Origin of the sequence: Kibdelosporangium persicum, from assembly GCF_013280595.1 — a bacterium.
Lineage (GTDB): Bacteria > Actinomycetota > Actinomycetes > Mycobacteriales > Pseudonocardiaceae > Kibdelosporangium > Kibdelosporangium persicum.
This window is the reverse complement of record NZ_JAAATY010000002.1, coordinates 36,144-50,585: the sequence shown is the minus strand read 5'-3', so window position 1 is coordinate 50,585 and position 14,442 is coordinate 36,144. Positions and strand designations below refer to the sequence as shown.

17 protein-coding genes are annotated in these 14,442 nt (G+C 68.5%); 3 read left to right on the top strand and 14 right to left on the bottom strand.

Going from position 1 to position 14,442, the window contains the following annotated elements; all coding sequences use genetic code 11:
• Nucleotides 1–28: 28 nt before the first annotated feature.
• Nucleotides 29–205, bottom strand: a complete 177-nt coding sequence (locus tag GC106_RS04750; protein ID WP_173124828.1) for a DUF3073 domain-containing protein — start codon at nt 203–205, stop codon at nt 29–31.
• A 194-nt stretch (nt 206–399) separates the two neighbouring features.
• On the opposite strand from GC106_RS04750, the gene GC106_RS04745 reads away from it, so the two are divergent.
• On the top strand, nt 400–1,284 hold the full coding sequence (locus GC106_RS04745; RefSeq protein WP_173124826.1) for a DUF8083 family protein: 885 nt from the start codon (nt 400–402) through the stop codon (nt 1,282–1,284).
• Here the strand turns inward: GC106_RS04745 and GC106_RS04740 are convergent, their stop codons facing one another.
• The 4 genes from GC106_RS04740 to GC106_RS04725 all read right to left on the bottom strand — a co-directional run bounded on the left by GC106_RS04740 (nt 1,285) and on the right by GC106_RS04725 (nt 4,415).
• A complete protein-coding gene (locus tag GC106_RS04740; protein ID WP_173124824.1) occupies nt 1,285–1,863 on the bottom strand; it encodes an RsiG family protein in 579 nt (192 codons plus the stop codon).
• Between the two features lie 24 nt (nt 1,864–1,887).
• Nucleotides 1,888–2,745: a beta-keto acid cleavage family enzyme gene (locus tag GC106_RS04735; RefSeq protein WP_173124822.1), complete on the bottom strand. Its 858-nt coding sequence runs from the start codon at nt 2,743–2,745 to the stop codon at nt 1,888–1,890.
• Between the two features lie 222 nt (nt 2,746–2,967).
• Complete coding sequence (gene ygfZ, locus GC106_RS04730) at nt 2,968–4,056, bottom strand: CAF17-like 4Fe-4S cluster assembly/insertion protein YgfZ (protein WP_173125515.1); 1,089 nt, start codon at nt 4,054–4,056, stop codon at nt 2,968–2,970.
• Nucleotides 4,032–4,415: a Fur family transcriptional regulator gene (locus GC106_RS04725; protein WP_246364951.1), complete on the bottom strand. Its 384-nt coding sequence runs from the start codon at nt 4,413–4,415 to the stop codon at nt 4,032–4,034. Before GC106_RS04725 ends, ygfZ begins: the two co-directional genes overlap by 25 nt.
• Before the next feature lie 90 nt (nt 4,416–4,505).
• On the opposite strand from GC106_RS04725, the gene GC106_RS04720 reads away from it, so the two are divergent.
• Nucleotides 4,506–5,348, top strand: a complete 843-nt coding sequence (locus GC106_RS04720; protein WP_173124818.1) for an aminodeoxychorismate lyase — start codon at nt 4,506–4,508, stop codon at nt 5,346–5,348.
• Nucleotides 5,349–5,411: 63 nt separating this feature from the next.
• Here GC106_RS04720 and GC106_RS04715 read toward each other — a convergent pair whose 3' ends face one another.
• The 9 genes from GC106_RS04715 to GC106_RS04675 all read right to left on the bottom strand — a co-directional run bounded on the left by GC106_RS04715 (nt 5,412) and on the right by GC106_RS04675 (nt 13,267).
• On the bottom strand, nt 5,412–7,673 hold the full coding sequence (locus tag GC106_RS04715) for a glycosyl hydrolase family 18 protein (protein WP_173124816.1): 2,262 nt from the start codon (nt 7,671–7,673) through the stop codon (nt 5,412–5,414).
• 111 nt (nt 7,674–7,784) lie between these two features.
• Nucleotides 7,785–8,645 (bottom strand): 5-oxoprolinase subunit C family protein, encoded by an 861-nt coding sequence (locus GC106_RS04710; RefSeq protein ID WP_173124814.1) that lies wholly within the window; start codon nt 8,643–8,645, stop codon nt 7,785–7,787.
• Complete coding sequence (locus GC106_RS04705; RefSeq protein ID WP_173124811.1) at nt 8,642–9,253, bottom strand: 5-oxoprolinase subunit B family protein; 612 nt, start codon at nt 9,251–9,253, stop codon at nt 8,642–8,644. Before GC106_RS04705 ends, GC106_RS04710 begins: the two co-directional genes overlap by 4 nt.
• Nucleotides 9,254–9,261: 8 nt before the next feature.
• Nucleotides 9,262–9,903: a heme-binding beta-barrel domain-containing protein gene (locus GC106_RS04700; RefSeq protein WP_173124809.1), complete on the bottom strand. Its 642-nt coding sequence runs from the start codon at nt 9,901–9,903 to the stop codon at nt 9,262–9,264.
• A gap of 214 nt (nt 9,904–10,117) precedes the next feature.
• Entirely contained in the window at nt 10,118–10,423 is a 306-nt protein-coding gene (locus GC106_RS47540; protein WP_376777703.1) for a DUF1416 domain-containing protein, read from the bottom strand.
• Complete coding sequence (locus GC106_RS04690; RefSeq protein ID WP_173124805.1) at nt 10,420–11,262, bottom strand: sulfurtransferase; 843 nt, start codon at nt 11,260–11,262, stop codon at nt 10,420–10,422. The genes GC106_RS47540 and GC106_RS04690 overlap by 4 nt, the downstream gene beginning before the upstream one ends.
• Nucleotides 11,263–11,301: 39 nt before the next feature.
• Nucleotides 11,302–11,733, bottom strand: coding sequence for a DUF4395 domain-containing protein (locus GC106_RS04685; protein ID WP_173124803.1), 432 nt, complete (start codon nt 11,731–11,733; stop codon nt 11,302–11,304).
• Between the two features lie 224 nt (nt 11,734–11,957).
• Nucleotides 11,958–12,368: a TlpA family protein disulfide reductase gene (locus GC106_RS04680; protein WP_173124801.1), complete on the bottom strand. Its 411-nt coding sequence runs from the start codon at nt 12,366–12,368 to the stop codon at nt 11,958–11,960.
• Nucleotides 12,365–13,267 (bottom strand): LmeA family phospholipid-binding protein, encoded by a 903-nt coding sequence (locus tag GC106_RS04675; protein WP_173124799.1) that lies wholly within the window; start codon nt 13,265–13,267, stop codon nt 12,365–12,367. The genes GC106_RS04680 and GC106_RS04675 overlap by 4 nt, the downstream gene beginning before the upstream one ends.
• A 445-nt stretch (nt 13,268–13,712) precedes the next feature.
• Between GC106_RS04675 and GC106_RS04670 the strand changes: the two genes are divergently transcribed.
• Nucleotides 13,713–14,438, top strand: a complete 726-nt coding sequence (locus tag GC106_RS04670) for a winged helix-turn-helix transcriptional regulator (protein WP_173124797.1) — start codon at nt 13,713–13,715, stop codon at nt 14,436–14,438.
• Nucleotides 14,439–14,442 lie beyond the last annotated feature (4 nt).

Sequence of the window (14,442 nt, the reverse complement as noted above, 5' to 3'; positions counted from 1 at the left end):
GCTAGCCCTGGTGTCTGTGTGCCGAGATTCAGCGACGGTAGTCGTCGTATCCGTCGTCGTAGTCGTCGCTACGGTCCTCGTCCTGGTGGTCGTTGGACTGGCCCGACAGCTCTCGTTGCAGAGCCTCGAAGTCCGTGTTCCGAGTGCTGTACTTGAGCTCTCGGGCCACCTTCGTCTGCTTGGCCTTCGCCCGGCCGCGCCCCATGGCTCGACCCCCTCGCACAGGGATGGGGCGGCCGGGGGAAACGGCGGCCCCACTCATCTCGACAACTGATTCCTGACAACTACCGTACCGTGCCGATGGGGTCCGACGCGACGCGGCACCGTGTGCCGGTGATGACAGATCAGCGTCGATCGGCCGATCATCCGGTTCCGGACGGGTCATGACAGCATGAAGTAGTGCCTCGTCCGTTCGTCGCCTACCTTCGGGTGTACGAACCGTTGTCGGCTTTTGACACGGAGTTGTCAAGGCGGCTACGGAACGTAGTAGAAACCGGTCCCCTGGCGCGTTCGGCCGTCGGCGAACGCGAGCGGGAAATGTGGTTCAGGTCACAACTTTCCGTGCCGCCGGGAATACTGCCGGGCGAGTCGGCCGACGGCACCCCCTCCGCGCGCGCCGTGAAGGACATCCTCGTCCTGGATCCGCGGGAGGTCCCGGGCGCCGATCCCCAGATCGGCCCGCTTGTGTGCCCATTGGACGTACGGCCGCGGTCGGCCGCGGCGCTCGTGGGTTTCGTGGCCACGGCCCACCCCGTGCTGCGGGAGGCGGCCATTACGGCCTCTGTGGACAGCGTGCGGGCCCGGGCGGCCGCGATCTTGTCCGAGACCCCGTCCGGTGCCGTGCACGCCGTGTCGACCACGTGGACCGTGCCGTTGCCGTGGTTCGTCATGTTCGAACCGGCCCATCGCCGGCTGAGGCTGGAGCCGCGGACGTCACCCGACAGGGAGAGCTCGTGGCGGGCGACGATCACCGACGCGCAAGCCAGGGTCGCTCGCGCCTACGAGCTGGCGGTGCACACCTTCGGCGAGCGGGGACCGGCCAAGGTTCTCGAGGACACGGCCGGATGGCTCGAGCACTTTGACGGTAATTCTGCCGTCGAGCTCGACTACGGCGGACTCGTACAGTTGCTTGACGACGAGCAGCTGTCGGCTGACTCGACATGCGCGGACGTCAACGCGATCGTGGACGCGCTGGAAACCGGCGACGCGGAAACCGTCGCCGAGAGGTTCGAACAGCTCCGCGAGTTCTGGGGTGACCTGGCTGTCCGGGAGCGGTTCAACTGACTAGTCGAGGCCCGGCTGTTCGTCGCGCTCGCGCTCCGCGGCCAGCAACTCGTCGACCGACGCCTTGCCTTCCCGGTACCGCTTGGCGATCTCGGCGTTGAGCAGGTCCATCACCACCTGGACCTGACGGCGCCGCTGCGAGACCGAAGCCTCTTCCTTGGCGTAGGTCTGCAGCGCCAGTTCCAGCCGTTCGTCGGGCAGTGAGGCGACGTCGGACAGGTCGGCGTCGGAGACCAGCGCCTCGACGTGCCTGCGATGCGCCTCGGCCCGCGACGGTTCCAGGGTCTGGTAGCGGCCCATGCCCATCGCCGGACCGACGGCGTTGTCGGCCAGGATCGTCGCCAGCTGTTCGACGACCGAGGCGGAACCGCCCTCGGTGCGCCGCTTCTGTTCGGCCCGCACGATGTCGATACGACCGTGCAGCAGCCTGCGCAGGTAGGAAAGATCCGTCTCCTCCTGCGCGGCATCGTCCCGCCTCGCCCGGACCTCGGCCAAGCCGAGCCGGTCAAGGCCCTCGATGTAGTCCGGGTCGAGCACGCGGTCGATGCGTCGGCGCCCACCAGGTCGGACTTCGATCACGGGATCATCCTCCGGCAACCACGCCTAGACCGCCACATCGGCCAGCCCCTTTTCACCCTTGACCCCCAGCAATTCACGGACATGAACGGACGCCAACGGCGGCCGCTGGGCGATTCGGGCCAGACCGGCCGCCCTCGCCACCAGTTGTGCGTTGTCCTTGACCCGCTCGCCCCGCGCGTACGAGATCGTGTCCTCCATCCCGACCCGCAAATGACCACCCGCGGACAAGGAGGCGAGCATCACCGGCAGGGTGCTCCGGCCGATGCCCGTCGCGGAAAACGTCGCGCCGTCCGGAATCAGCCGCATCGCCGACACCAGCGTCTCGACGTCGCCCGGCATTCCGCCGGGCACTCCCATCACCAGATCCACATGGACGTGACCACCCGCGGGCGGACCGTGTTTGTCCAGCAATCTGTGCAATGTGGCCAGCTGACCGAGATCGAAGATCTCGTACTCCGGGACGATCCCGCGGTCGCGCATTCCCTTGTGCAGTTCGACGATGAACTCCCACCGATTGAGGAAAACGTCATCGCCGAAGTTGACCGTGCCCATGGTGCACGAGGCCGAGTCGGGCATGGCGTCCAGCACCCGCAGCCGGTCGGACTCCGGGTCGGTCACCGCGCCGCCGGTGGACAGTTGAACGATCAGGTTCGTCTGGTCCCGCAACGCCGCCACGGTGTCCTTGAGACGACCGAGATCGAGCGTCGGTTTACCGTCGTCGTCCCGGATGTGCACGTGGATCATGGCCGCGCCCACGCGTTCACAGTCCTGCGCGGTACTGACCAGTTCCGCGAGCGTGACCGGCAGGTTCGGCACGTCGTTCTTGGCGTGCTCGGCCCCGGTCGGCGCCACTGTGATGATCGTGCCTGTCGACTGGGACATGGCGTGATAGTGACACAGCGCCGGGCCGTGTGTCGTCGGGGACCGGTCCCAGAACCCGATTGTTGCAATCGTTCGCCCGCGGCAGGCCGACATGGTTGAACGTCGAAACACCCGCTGGTGCGGCCGCCGGAAATCTTCCGGTCGGACGGCGGGGGCCAGTGCGTCCGTCGTGCTGTCGGCGGAGTGGGCCGTTCGGTCGATCCACCCGCGCCCGGCGTCCGGTCAGCTGTGCAGGCGCTTGACGGCTTCCCGGCCGAGCCCGGGCGTGTCCGGCGGGATCGAGTCCGGGTCGATCGCGGCGGACACGCCGCCTGCGGTCAACGGGGTCTCCGGGCCGACGGACCGCTTGATCAACGCCAGCGCGATCGGGCCGAGCTCGTGGTGCTGCACGACCGTGCCCACTCGGCCGACAGTCCGCTCGCCCGCGTTCACCGGGTCACCCGTGGACGGCAGCGAGTCGGCGGAGCCGTCCAGGTGCAGCAGCAACATCCGGCGCGGCGGACGGCCGATGTTGTGCACTTTGGACACTGTCTCCTGGCCGCGGTAGCAGCCCTTCGCCACGTGCGCGGCCGACGGAACCCAGTTCACCTCGTGCGGGATGGTCTTCTCGTCGGTGTCCATGCCCAGTCGCGGACGCAGGGCCTCCACACGCAGCGCCTCGTACCCCCAGCTGCCCATCGGACGCGCCCCCGCCTCGGTCAGCCGAGACCACCACGTGGCCAGCTCGGCCCGGGGAACGAGCAGATCGAAGGTGCTGCCCGGCATCCGGCGGACCATCCCGTCGACGCCGTACGTGTCGGTTGGCGCGTTGAGGCCGACAGCCTCAAGCGCCGGCACAGCCTCCGGTCCGATCAGCGACAGCACGGCGATCTCGGCGGTCGCGTCCCGTGGCTCGACCTTCGACCAGAACTTCATGGCCTCCAGGTACTCGAGCAGGCTCTGCTGGTCACCTCGGGCGCCGGTGGCGTGCGCGCCGGGCTCGGTGTCCATCCACACCGTGCCGTCACGGTGGGCCAGCACCATGTGCGCGTCCACGCGGCCCTGGCTGTCCAGCACGAGGGCCTCGGTCCCGGTGTTCTCCGGAAGCTCGCTGACGTGCTGCGAGATCATCAGGTGCAGCCAGCTCAGCCGGTCGTCCCCAGGGACCGCGATGACCTCGCGGTTCGACCTGTCGACGACGGCGACCGTGCGCGCGGCGGCCCGTTGCTCACCGAATGGGTCGCCGTAGTGCCAGGCGACTCCCTGGTCAGGGTTGTCCTCCTGCGGCGGCACGGCTCCCGGCAGCGTCACTGGTTCTCCCCGTTGATGCAGTTCCGGCAGGTGCCGGACAGTGCGACATGGCTGGCGTCAAGTTTGAACCCGTACTGGTCCCGCAGTGTTCCCGCCAGGTCGTCGAGCAGCTCACACGGCACTTCTTCCACCTCGCTGCACTGGTGGCAGACCAGGTGCACGTGCTCGTGGTCGCGCGCCGAGTACGTGGGCGCGCCGTGCCCGATGTGCGCGTGCCGCACCAAGCCGAGCTGTTCGAGGAGGTCGAGCGTCCGGTAGATGGTCGTGATGTTGACCGTCGGGGTGGTCTTCTGGACGTGTTTGCACACCTGTTCCGGTGTGGAGTGCTCCAACGCCACCACCGCGTCGAGCACGAGTTGGCGCTGCGGCGTCATCCGCATGCCGCGTTCATGCAGCGTGGACTTGAGCGCCGCCCGTTCTTTACGAGTCGTCTCCACCAACCCAATATATGCGGGAGTAGGTTCATCCTCATGCCAGTACTTGCGCTCCTCGACGGCACGCTCGCCGATCCCGCCCATCCCCTGATCCGCGTCGACGACCTCGGTGTGATGCGCGGCGACGGGATCTTCGAGACAGTGCTGGTGGTCGACGGCAAGCCCCGCGAGCTGGGCCCGCACTTCGACCGCCTGGTCCGGTCGGCCGCGATGCTGGACCTGCCCGAACCGTCCCGCGCCGACTTCGACCGGGCGACTCAGGCGGTGCTCGACAACTGGACCGGCGGATCCGAGATCGCACTCAAATGGGTGTACACGCGGGGCGTGGAAGGCGGCGACGGAACGCCGACCGGGTTCGCCCTCGGCCTGGAGATCGCCGAGAAGGTCAAGCGCCAGCGCGCGTCCGGGATCTCGGCCGTGACCCTCGACCGGGGCTTCGACGCCGACGCGGCCGTGCGTGCGCCGTGGCTGCTGCTGGGCGCCAAGACCTTGTCGTACGCGGTGAACATGGCCGCGCTCCGGGAGGCCGAGCGCCGCGGTGCCGAGGAGGTCATCTTCACCACCTCGGACGGGTCCGTGCTCGAAGGTCCGACGTCCACGCTCATCGCCGTGACCGGCAGGACCCTGCGGACCCCGCCGGCGACCATCGGCATCCTGCCCGGCACCACGCAGGCCGCGCTGTTCCGGGCCGCCGAGCGGGAGGGCTGGTCGGTGAAGACCGAGCCGATCCAGGTCCCGGAGCTGTCCGAGGCGGACGGGATCTTCCTGGCCTCCAGCGTCCGCAAGATCACCCGCGTGCACACCCTCGACGGCGTCCAGCTCACCGACAGCACAGCGCTGCACGGTGAGCTGACCCGCCTGTACGACTCCGAATACTGACCAGGTAACCCCTCGTGAGTGTTTATCAGGGTTAGAACACGGATAAACACTCACGAGGGTTTTTCAGCGGAGGCCGGTGTCGACCGCGTTCATCAGGAGGCCCGGGTCGCCGGACATCTCCCACGCCATCGCGCCCAGCAGGCCGCGTTGCTTGATCCACGCGGTCTTGCGTTGGATCGACCAGACGTCGTCGAACGTCCACCACTGGCTGCCGGTGTAGCAGTAGGTCGCCACCGCCGGTTCGTCGTGGTGGACCGTGCACCCCGGGACACCGGCGACCAGGTTGCCGTAGCCGCGGGTGCCTGCTTCTTCCGGGAACTGGCCCGGCGCGGCCCCGTTCGCGCTCTGCCATTCGCCGTTCTTGCCGCCGTTCGCCACGCCCTGCCAGCCACGGCCGTAGAACGCGAGCCCGAGCGTGAGCTTGCGTGGGTTCACGCCCGCGTTGGTGTACGCGTTGATCGCGGCCTCCGCGCTGAACTTGACCGGGTACGGGTCGTCCGCGTCGGCGTACAGGTTGCCCTGGTGCCCCGTGCGGTTGGGCTCCCACGAGTTGTCGCTGCCCGAGCCGTGGAAGTCGTAGCCCTGGACGTTCGCCACGTCGAGGTACTGGAAGATCTTGCTGACGTCCCAGCCCGCCGTGACCTTCGCGGGGTCGGCCGGTGTGAAGGCCTGCAGCTCGTAACGTTTGCCGGTGGTGGCGCCGTACGCGTCCATCTGCGCACGGAACTCGGCCAGCAGTGCCGTCAGGTTGTCCTTGTCGTTGGGACTCCAGTGGTTTCCGGCGTGACCGTCCGGGCTGCCCGGCCATTCCCAGTCGATGTCGATGCCGTCGAAGATCCCGGCCGCCGTGCCCGGGCCGCCGGCGCCGCCGTAGGGCTTGATGTTGCCCTTGAGCCACGTGTCGACGCAGGACGCCACGAACTTCTTGCGGGCCGCGTCGGTCGCGGCCACGTCGGAGAAGTACTTCGAATACGTCCAGCCGCCCAGCGACACCAGGATCTTCAGGTTCGGGTACAGCTTCTTCAGCTTCTTGAGCTGGTTGAAGTTGCCGCGCAACGGCTCCCAGCCGGTGTCCGCCACACCGTCGACGGACTGCGCCGCGGCGAACGGACGGCTGTAGTCGGCCTCGGCGTCGCCCGCGCCGTCACCCTGGTTGGGGTCCTGCGGGTCCGGCGATGTGCCCTTGGTGACGCCGGACTGGCAGGTCAGGTTGACGGGGTCGATGTTCTGGAACGCGTACAACAGGTGCGTCAGTTTGCCTGCGGCACCTGAGGTGTGCAGGTTGCGCACGAAGTACTGCCTGCCGTAGATGCCCCACTGTACGAAGTACGCGACCTTCGCGTATCCCGCGACAATGTCCTGAGTGGACACGGTGACGGCAGCGCTCGCGGCTGAAGCGTTGTCGTAGCCGTCGCGGGCGCGGACGGTGAAGGTATACCTCGTGGACGGAGCAAGGCCGGTGACGCGCGCGGACGTCGTGGTCACGGTCATCGCGAGCGTCGAGCCGTTGTAGACGTCGTACGCCACGACACCCGTGTTGTCGGTGGATGCGTTCCACGCCAACGAAACGCTGCCGGAGTCGGCGCTGGTCGAACGGAAACCGCCGGGCACGGAAGGCGCCTGGGTGTCGTCGCTCGGGTTGTTCGTGCGGACGGTCAAAGCCGCACTGGCCGGAGATTTGGTCCCCTTGCGGTCCATCGCGACGACTGTGAACGTGTAGTCGGTGTTCGGAGTCAGCCCGCTGATGGACGCGGTCGTGGTCGTCGGCGAAGCGACGAGAGTGGTGCCCTGGTACACCTCATAGCCGACGACTGGGAGCGATCCCGCTGCGGAAGCGTTCCACTCCAACGTGATTGTCCTGGTCGTCTTGACGGTCGCCCGCACGTTCGTCGGCGCGGCCGGTGGCGTGTCCGCCGAACCGTCGCAGTTGCCGTCGTCGATCCGGCAGTTCGTCGGAGTCGTCGCCGTGCTGAACCGGACAGTGGGGTTGTAGGGATACGTGGAACGCCCTGGTCCCAGCGAGTTGATGTAGTACGCCGGGGTCAGTGTCACGGAAGTGCCGGACTGGGACACGGTTCCGTTCTCGCCGGTGCTCGCGGTGACGCCCGCGGGTACTTCGAAGGTGATCGCCCATCCGGTCACGGTGGCCGTGCCCGCGTTGGTGACGGTGTACGTCCCCACGTTGCCGGACAAGGAGAACGCGGCTCTCAGGCTGCCCGCGGCATGTGCGGGCGCGCTCAGCGAGACGGTACCCGCGAGTGCCAGCACAGCCGCGGCGAGGGCCGTGATCAGACGGGTTCTGGTGGAGCGAGGTCTGTGAGACATGGCAGGGTTCCTCACGCCGTGGTCAGCGACACACTGGTCTAGACCAGACTGCGGCGCTGCGACCCGGCGCACAACGGCCGGTCCCAGTTGTTCTGCATGCCGAAACGGTTGTCAGGCCGTCGGCCGGAAGCGCACGCGGACGCCCGGCCGAGCCTGGGCGAGCGAAGGCAGGCTGCCCGAGCCGATCACACCGATCACCGGGTAACCGCCGGTGGTCGGGTGGTCGGCGAGGAAGATCACCGGCAACCCGTTGGGCCGCACCTGGATCGCGCCGGTGACCAGACCCTCGCTGGCCAGCTCCACGTCCTGGAACCGCTCGCACCGGCGCAACGCCGTGCCGACGAGACGCACGCCGACCCGGTTGCTCTCCGGCGAGACCTTCCACTGCCCCGAGGCGATCTGAGTGCCGGGATCGGTGAACCAGTCCTCGCGTGGCCCGAGCACCACCGGGATCACCAGGTCGTCCGGGGTGCGGGCGGGCGCGATCTCGTCGACGCCGACCGGCAGGCCCGGCGTGCCGAGCGGCAGCACATCGCCTTTCCGTAACGGCTCGGGCCCGATCCCGGACAGCACGTCCGTCGCGCGGGACCCGAGCTGCTCCGGCACGTCGACGCCGCCGGAAACCCCGACGTAGCAACGAAGCCCGGCAGCCGGGGTGCCGATGACGAGCTCGTCGCCCGCGGCCAGGTGCACCGGATGGTGCGAACCGGCCGCACGTCCGGAAACCGAAACGCTGACCTGCGGTCCGGTCACCGCGACCGTGCACGAGGCCTCAGCGCGTACGGACAACCCGCCGAGCAGAGTCTCGATGCCCGCGGCCGACTCCGGATTGCCCACCAGCCGGTTGGCCAGCCGCAGGGACGGCTGGTCCAAGGCGCCCGACGGCGGCACGCCCAGATGCGCGTTCCCCGGCCTGCCCAGATCCTGGATCAACGCCAGCGGCCCGGTGGCCAGGACTGTCAGCGCCCTCATCGAACGGCCTCGAACCGCACGACATCCCCGGGTGCCAGCAACGCCGCCGGTTCACGGCGCGAGTCGAACAACGTGACGTCAGTGCGCCCGATCAACCGCCAGCCACCAGGCGAGGCCGTCGGATAGACCCCGGTGAACTCGCCCGCGATCGCCACCGAACCAGGCTCGACACGTTTGCGCGGGTTCTCCAGCCGGGGCTGCCGCAGTTCCCGCGGAAGGCCGACCAGGTACCCGAAGCCGGGCGCGAACCCGGAGAACGCCACCTTGTACTCGGCGCCGGTGTGCAGCGCGACCACGCCATCGACGTCCGTCCCCGCGGTCTCGGCGACGAGGTCGAGGTCCGGGCCGTCGTAGTGCACCGGGATCACCACTTCACGTGGCTCGGTCCGCACGCGCTTGGTCAGGTCGATGGTGTCCAGCAGCGGTTTGACGCGCGCCAGGCCACCGGAACCGGGCTGGAAAGCGGCCAGTACGGTCCTCGCGGCCGGAACCAGTTCCACCAGGCCCGGCAGGTCGGCTTCGGCCAGCGCGGCCCGTACGGCGTCGACCTCGTCCAGGGAATCCACTTCGACGAGCATCGCGTCCGAACCGCACCGCCGTATGCGCATAGGCGTGGTCAGCCGACGATACGAGTCAGGTACGCCGACGTGTGCGGCTGGAGCTCCTGGCCCACCATCGCGCGTTCCTCGACGTACGCCAGGTCACCGTTGTTGACCAGGCCGTACAGCCGCTTGGCGCCCAGGACCTCCTTGGCCGTCGCGGTCCGCACGACCGCGTCCGTGGCCAGTTCCCACGAGGTCTGCGTGCGCGGCTTGCCGTAGAAGATCTCCACGATCCCGGTCGCGTGTGTGAGGAGCAGCTCGATCGTGTCGTCCGGCTGCGGCCGCCACCAGCCGACCTCGCGCGCCGCCGGACGGATCACGTTGCCGTCGTCGTCCAGCAGCCAGGCCCGGGACTCGTAGTACAGGAACGGCCTGCCGTCGTGGGCGAACGTGAGCTGCTGGCCGAACTTGTGAGTCTTGTCCAATGTGGGATAGACGACTTCGCCCTCGCCGCGCCACACGCCGACCAGGGGCAGCAACGCCAGCAGCGCGTCGTTGAGCTCCGGGCCTTCGCGCAGGTTCGCCGTGTCCGCCGGGATCGGCATGTCGTCGAACTGCGGCACGTTGCGGTGCCGGGTCAGCTTGGCCCGTTCCGCCGCCGCCTGCACGGCCGCGTCGCCACTTCCCGGCACGGACTCGCTGTTGTCCGTGCTCATCAGCGCTGGTCGCTGTACAGCCGGTAGACGACGTAACCCGCGAACCACAGGGTCGCGAGGGCCATGATGACCAGCAACGAGGTGAAAATCAGGTGCACGCACTGAGGATAACCGCCGTCGGGCCGCGGCTCGCGACAGCCCGAGGGGCCAGGACACCGGGCAGCAAAAAACCGGGTGGTCCGTTCGGGCCACCCGGTTGTCGCGTCAGGGTCGATCAGGCGACGGCCACGGCCACCTCGTGCACGCCCGGACCGTCGGCCTGGACCGACGCCTCGCCGTTGCCCGTGCGGTGCAGCGCACGCACCGTCCACGTGCCGGGCGCGGCGTAGAACCGGAACTCGCCGTCGGGCGACGACACGACCTCGCCGGTGAAGTCCCCGTTGCCGTCGAGCAGGCGCACGAACGCGCCGCCGACCGGGGCCTCTCCGGACAGAACCCGTCCGGACAGGACGGTCTGGCCCTCCGCGCCCGCGATCGGCGCGGCCTGGTCAGGTGCTCCGCAGCTGCTGCTCACATTCACTCCTTGCCAGTGCCGGTCTCGACCGGGACGCCGACCAGCGACCCGTACTCGGTCCACGAACCGTCGTAGTTCTTGACGTCCTCGTAGCCGAGCAGCTCGTGCAGCGCGAACCAGGTGTGCGACGAACGCTCCCCGATCCGGCAGTAGGCGATGGTCGCCTTGGCCTCGTCGATGCCGGCTTCCTTGTAGATCTCACGAAGCTCGTCGTCGGACTTGAAGGTGCCGTCCTCGTTCGCGGCCTTGGCCCACGGCACGTTGATCGCGCTCGGCACGTGGCCGGGACGCTGCGCGGACTCCTGCGGCAGGTGCGCCGGGGCCAGCAGCTTGCCGCTGAACTCGTCCGGCGACCGCACGTCGACCAGGTTCTTGGTGCCGATCGCGTCGACCACCTCGTCGCGGAACGCCCGCAGCTTGAGGTTCTGCTCCTGCGCGGTGTACTGGGTCTCGTCGCGCTTGACGACGTCCTGCGACAGCGGACGGCCGTCCAGTTCCCACTTCTTGCGGCCGCCGTCGAGCAGCTTCACCGTCTCGTGGCCGTACAGCTTGAAGTACCAGTACGCGTACGCGGCGAACCAGTTGTTGTTGCCGCCGTACAGGACCACCAGGTCGTCGTTGGCGATTCCCTTCTCGGACAACAGCTTCTCGAAGCCCGCCCGGTCGACGAAGTCGCGGCGGACCGGGTCCTGCAGCTCGTTCTTCCAGTCGACCTTGACAGCACCCGGGATGTGCCCGGTCTCGTATGCGCTGGTGTCCTCGTCGACCTCGACGAACACCACCCCTGGCGTCTCGAGGTTGTCCTCGGCCCACTGGGCCGACACCAGCACGTTTTCGCGGCTCATCGAGCGCCTCTCACTTTCTCTTCGGGGGGTTGGGGCGGATCAGGCCGGTGTCTGCCGGCCGACGGACGGGGTGAGCCTGCGCAGCAGCAGGTAGGTCTCGCAGCCGAGGCAGAAGCCGAACGCGGCGTTGAGGAACGCCGCGGCCAGCGCGAACGCCGTCGCGACGATGCCGAGCGTGGAGGCGCCCAGCACGAACGCGACCGTGCCGACAGCGGCGAAGGCGAACCCGACGCCCTGGGCGAACCGCAGCGGAGCCGCGTCCTCCCGCTCGCCGGTCGGCCGCAGCCGCGGCGCGACGAAGTGCTTGTAGATCAACGAATAGGGTGCGTATCTCAACCCGGCGAACGCGCCGATGGCGAAGATCACGGCCTGTGCAGCGAGTAGTGGCCACCATTGCGTGGCGAGCGCGACGGCCAGTACAGCGGTCGTGATCCAGGCGGCGAGCCGGGGACCACGGGGATCGACGGACATGTGTCCTCCTGACCTGCGGGCAGACAGCGGGATGCGCCGCTCTCTTCAGAGCTTTCGGGCGCGGGATCGCCTGGTCAGAGGGTTGCTGGACAGAGGCTCGAGTCCACGCGGCAGTAGTCCACCGCGCGGCGCCTGGTCAGCAACGTATACACGGTGGTGAGGGTACCCGGATCTCACATTTCAGAGCACCGCTGTCCACCCACTGGGACAGACGATCGAGCGGCTCAGCCGAGGTGCGGACGCAACGCGTCGAGCAGCCTGTCCCGCTTGGGCACGCCGCCCACTCGCATCAGCTCCGTGCCCTTCGCGTCCACGGCCAGCGTGGTCGGCGTGGTGAGCACGCCGAGCGACGAGGCCACTTCGGGGTGGTTGGTCACGTCGAAGTCGACGTGCCGCAGGCCGTCGACCTTCTCGGCCATGTCGGACAGCAGAATCCGGGTGTGCCGGCACGGTGCGCAGAACGTCGTCGAGATCTGCAGCAGCGTCACCCGGCTGCCCGGATCCACCAGTTTGTGCAGTTCAGGGGGAAGCATCACGGTCTTTCCCTGGCGTACCCGGCCCTGGGAGCGGCGCCAGGCCAGACCGAGCAGGCTCGCCACGGCGAGCGTGCCGATCAGCACCCAGACCCCGGTCATCCCACGAAGCCTCGCAGTTTCACGTCCTGCGCCTTGCCCTTCAACGATAGCGAGCCCGGGTCGACCTGCACGGCCGTCGGCGTGATCGCCACCGGCAGCTTGCCCGGGTCGAGGTTGACCGCGAACAGCGGCAGCAGCTGCTGCTGGATGTTCGGCGCGAGCAGGTTGTCGCCGATCGAGTTGGCCAGCGAGATCCGCTTCGGGGCGACCTGGATCTTGGCCTCGACCAGGCTGACGATCGCGTAGACGACGATGTCGGTCTGCTGTCCGGCGAAGTCGACGGTCGCGCCGACCCGCACGCCCGCCGTGGTGTCCTCGGACTCCTGCTTCAGGGCCTCCTGGTCGGCCTTGTCGTCGATGTCCTCCTCGCCACTCGCGGTGGCGTTCACCCGCTTCTCACTGACCGGCGCGATCGTCACGTTCGTGATGTCGCTGGTGCGCACGCGCAGCTGGTTGGACTGCAGTGCGCGGTTGAAGTCGGCCTCCTTGACCCGCAGCTGGCCTTCGATCTCCTTGACCGAGATCGTGTCCGTCCGCCCGGCCAGCAGGTCCGACAGCGGTGCCTGGACGCCGCGCAGGTCGGCGTGCACCTCGACGTCCTTGAGGATGTCCTTGATCGGTACACCGCGGGCGTCCACCGTGATGTGGTCGTACTCGCCGCCGATCGCCTGGGTCAGGAACGGGAAGCCGCGCACGGTCACCGCCGGGTCGTCGGACAGCCCGAACGCCTCCTTCGCGCGCTTGGAGACCTGGTACTCCGCCACCGCGGCGGCGCCGAAATCCACCCCGACCAGCAGGGCGAGCAGGATCACGAGGGTGATGACCAGCGGACGCGTCTTCGATCGCTTCGGCTTGCTCGGCCTCGACGGGTCAGCCGTTGCGTTCGGCACTGCAGTCATGCCACCACCTGTGTCGATGTTTCTTTGTCGGACGCATCGGGACGCGTCTCGTTCAGTCAGATCGCGATCCGGTCTACCAGACCCGGCCGCACGCCCGGCCTGAGCCACAGCCCCGCGACCGCGCACCTAGGATAGGCGCCGCCCGTCGAGCACTTACGGCGGTGACCTTGGCAGGGCCGCGTGCGCGCGAATCGGACACCGGCGTCCACGTCGAGGACCTTCTCCGGCCCGGCGGGCGATTTCCCGGAAGACCTTCCGTGGCCGCGGAAACCGCACGAAATCATCACGGAATTCCGGTTCGCCCGACGTGCTCGCGGCATTACTCCATCAGCGGTGACTTGCCCCACGTGTGTGAACCGCGTGTTACGAACAGGGGTTTTTCCGGCCACGCTCGCTATTCTGCTGGACAACCGCGTTGGCCCCTTCTGAGAGGCGGTAGGCCCACATGAGCCTCGACCTGCTGCTGCTGACGGCGGACCCAGAGCCGGGTTCGGTGCTTCCCTCCCTGATGCTGCTCCCGCACGCCGTGCGCACGCAGCAGCCCGAGGTCACCGCACTGCTCGACGCGGGTTCCCGCGACGCGGTGCTGGTCGACGCCCGGACCGACCTCGCCGGCGCCAAGAGCCTCTGCCGGCTGCTGGCCAGCGGCGGCGACTCCGGCCCGGTGATCGCGATCGTCGGCGAGGGCGGCCTGGTGGCCGTGACCGCCGACTGGCGGGTGGACGAGATCCTGCTGCCGACCGCGGGCCCGGCCGAGGTGGACGCCCGGCTGCGGCTGCTGACCTCGCGCGGCCCGGCCGGTCAGGGCAGCGGCGACGGCGCGATCCGGCTCGGCGAGCTGGTCATCGACGAGGCCACGTACATGGCCCGGCTGCGCGGCCGTCCGCTCGACCTCACCTACAAGGAGTTCGAGCTGCTCAAGTACCTCGCCCAGCACGCCGGCCGGGTGTTCACCCGCGCGCAGCTGCTGCAGGAGGTCTGGGGCTACGACTTCTTCGGCGGCACCCGGACGGTGGACGTGCACGTCCGGCGGCTGCGCGCGAAGCTCGGCATCGAGCACGAGCAGATGATCGGGACCGTGCGCAACGTCGGCTACAAGTTCGTCCAGCCGCCCAAAGGAGCCGCCGCTGCGCCAGTGGCGGAATCACTGAGCCTGGACGTGGTTCAGTAAGGGT

What these genes read in the sequence shown, in the direction of transcription:
- GC106_RS04750 (WP_173124828.1), bottom strand. Translation starts at nt 205, where the DNA reads ATGGGGCGCGGCCGGGCGAAGGCCAAGCAGACGAAGGTGGCCCGAGAG.
- GC106_RS04735 (WP_173124822.1), bottom strand. Translation starts at nt 2,745, where the DNA reads ATGTCCCAGTCGACAGGCACGATCATCACAGTGGCGCCGACCGGGGCC.
- GC106_RS04725 (WP_246364951.1), bottom strand. Translation starts at nt 4,415, where the DNA reads ATGCGGATGACGCCGCAGCGCCAACTCGTGCTCGACGCGGTGGTGGCG.
- GC106_RS04720 (WP_173124818.1), top strand. Translation starts at nt 4,506, where the DNA reads ATGCCAGTACTTGCGCTCCTCGACGGCACGCTCGCCGATCCCGCCCAT.
- GC106_RS04715 (WP_173124816.1), bottom strand. Translation starts at nt 7,673, where the DNA reads ATGTCTCACAGACCTCGCTCCACCAGAACCCGTCTGATCACGGCCCTC.
- GC106_RS04710 (WP_173124814.1), bottom strand. Translation starts at nt 8,645, where the DNA reads ATGAGGGCGCTGACAGTCCTGGCCACCGGGCCGCTGGCGTTGATCCAG.
- GC106_RS04705 (WP_173124811.1), bottom strand. Translation starts at nt 9,253, where the DNA reads ATGCGCATACGGCGGTGCGGTTCGGACGCGATGCTCGTCGAAGTGGAT.
- GC106_RS04700 (WP_173124809.1), bottom strand. Translation starts at nt 9,903, where the DNA reads ATGAGCACGGACAACAGCGAGTCCGTGCCGGGAAGTGGCGACGCGGCC.
- GC106_RS04690 (WP_173124805.1), bottom strand. Translation starts at nt 11,262, where the DNA reads ATGAGCCGCGAAAACGTGCTGGTGTCGGCCCAGTGGGCCGAGGACAAC.
- GC106_RS04685 (WP_173124803.1), bottom strand. Translation starts at nt 11,733, where the DNA reads ATGTCCGTCGATCCCCGTGGTCCCCGGCTCGCCGCCTGGATCACGACC.
- GC106_RS04680 (WP_173124801.1), bottom strand. Translation starts at nt 12,368, where the DNA reads ATGACCGGGGTCTGGGTGCTGATCGGCACGCTCGCCGTGGCGAGCCTG.
- GC106_RS04675 (WP_173124799.1), bottom strand. Translation starts at nt 13,267, where the DNA reads ATGACTGCAGTGCCGAACGCAACGGCTGACCCGTCGAGGCCGAGCAAG.
- GC106_RS04670 (WP_173124797.1), top strand. Translation starts at nt 13,713, where the DNA reads ATGAGCCTCGACCTGCTGCTGCTGACGGCGGACCCAGAGCCGGGTTCG.